Below are 2,281 nucleotides of genomic sequence, written 5' to 3'. Positions count from 1 at the left end.
AGTTGATGCCACCGTTCAATCCAAACGGATCACTCTGCGTATATCGACCTGTCGCCGGTTCGTATTCACGCTCACCGTTGTGGTAAAGGGTCGATTCGGCGTCGTGGTACTGGCCGGGGAAGCGAAGATCGAGGGTAAAACCTGTCGAATCGGGCTCTTTCTCACCGAAGGGATTCGCGACGTACGACCAACTCCAAAGCAAGGTGCCGCCTGCGTTAGTTACTGCACGGGGTGCGCCGAATCCATCGGCGTGCACATAGCTGACTTGAATCGCGCTCCCGGAGCCATCGAGAATCCCGACGAGAACACCATCCATCCAGACATAGTCGCGCTCCGATGAGCCTTTCTCAGCCAGGAGATGGGCGTTCTCGTCGTACACAAATCGCTTGTCGAGCATGGTAGGAACGGTGACGAGCTTGGAGACACGCTGACCAAGAGGATTGTAGGTGTAGGTAGCGACATCCGCGCCTCCCCGATTCACCAGGCTCAGGCGATTCCGGAGGTCGTACGAGAAACTGTAGCTCTCTCCCGAAGACACCATGGAGGTGAGGTTTCCAATCGAATCGTAAGTGCGGGCCGTACCACCGCCGATCGACGCGAGCCGATGTGTTCCCGGCTGGTACGTATACGCACCAGCACCGTTGCCGATACCCGTCTTGGTCAGCCGGTCTCCACTGGCGTTCCACGTGAACGACTGCCCCTGGGTCCCGATCGCAACCGCGGATAGGCGCTCAGCCTTGTCGTGCACAATTTTCTCGCCGGACACCGCCCCACCTCCCATAACCTGGGCGTACCCAAGCGGCAGACCGGAAGCATCCCGACTTATCCCAAGCTGGATGGCCGGGGAATTGATGGCCGTCAACCAATAGTTCGCGTCGTAGACGCGACTCACTACCTGTGTCCCGCCCAGCGAATAATTCTCGACCGGGCCAAAGGGAAGGTATGTCACCCCGCTAACGAGGACCTGGGCGGGCGCGCCTGCGGCCTCCATGCGGATAGACGCGATGCGTCCGTTGGCATCGTACGAAGACACCAAGAGCGTGCCTGAAGGGAGCGACGTGCTTGAGACACGGTCGGCCAGCGTATAGGTGTATTCGACGGTATCGCTGGTACCTCCGGAAAGGACCTGGGTCTTCCTGGTGACATTGCCACGCCGGTCATAACAGTACGTCGTCGTGCTTTGTCCATCCATCATGCGCGTGCGACGACCGATGGGAAACGAGGCAGGGCAGCCGGTGACACTCGCGGGCTCGTCGTAGAAGTACGACTCGTCCATCGCGGCTGTCCCGGACTTGATCGTGCGCGGGCGGCCCAACGCATCAAACGCATAAAGCTTCACGATGCCGCGCGCGTCCGTGCTCGTCTGCAGATGCCCCGTGGCATCGTAGACTCCCGCCAGACTTCCCGCGTCCGGACTGCTTTCGCTCACGGGCCGCCCAGACGCGTCGTATGCGAACTGCGTTACCAGCTGACCCGGATCGACGATCGACGCGAGACGACTGGCAGCGTCCCAAACGAATTTGGTACTGCCTCCGTCGGTTCGGGTGCGCGTGATCGGGCGCCGCATCGGATCGAACGTTGAAGTGACGACACGGTTGAGCGGATCGGTAACCTTGGATTCGTTACGATCGGCGTCGTGCTCGAAACGCGTAACCTTGCCCTGGGCGTTCACCACGGTCAACAACTGGTTCAACGCATCGAATGTTCGGTCAACCTTCCTCGCCACGGTGGCGCCATCGGCCCGCACATTCGTCTCATGAAGACGATTTCCCTCACCGTCGAGCACGTAATTCAAGCTGCCGCCGCTCGGCTCCACCAGTCGAACCAACCGGTCGGCACTGTCATACGACAGATCGGTCCGTACGCCGTCCGGATCGGTACTCGAAATGACGTTACCCGCGAAGTCATAACTCAGAGTTGTCACAGCATCGGCCGCTGACGCCGACCCGTCCGCGTTTGCCCGTACCGTGCTGCCGGTAGGCCATCCCCGAGCGTTATACGTGAAGTCGGTGATCACGCCGTTGGGATCCCTTCGGCGAATAAGGCGGTCCATGCTGTCGTACGCCACGTTCGTGGTCACGAAACCCATCGCATTCGTTACGGACGCGACCCGGTTTGTCGCATCGTAAGTTGTCGTCGTTACGCCGCCATTGGGCGCGATGCGCTGCGTCTCGCGGCCTTCGATGTCGCGGACCCAGCGAGTGACCTCGCCGGTCGGTGTGGTCTCGGCCTTAAGCTTGTCGTTCGCGTAGTAAGTGAACCTGGTCACGCCGCCATTGGG

The 2,281-nt window shown here is 60.5% G+C and carries 1 protein-coding gene; it reads right to left on the bottom strand.

Annotated elements, in window-relative coordinates; all coding sequences use genetic code 11:
• Window positions 1-2,269, bottom strand: a 2,269-nt coding sequence (locus tag AC1DSN_RS21585) for an RHS repeat-associated core domain-containing protein (RefSeq protein ID WP_477332797.1), incomplete at its 3' end; no start/stop codon positions are given.
• Between the last annotated feature and the right edge of the window lie 12 nt (window positions 2,270-2,281).

Source organism: Luteibacter sp. P4_D7_3, assembly GCF_056401735.1.
Note: the sequence above shows the minus strand (reverse complement) of the source record. Positions and strands in the feature narration are given on the sequence as shown.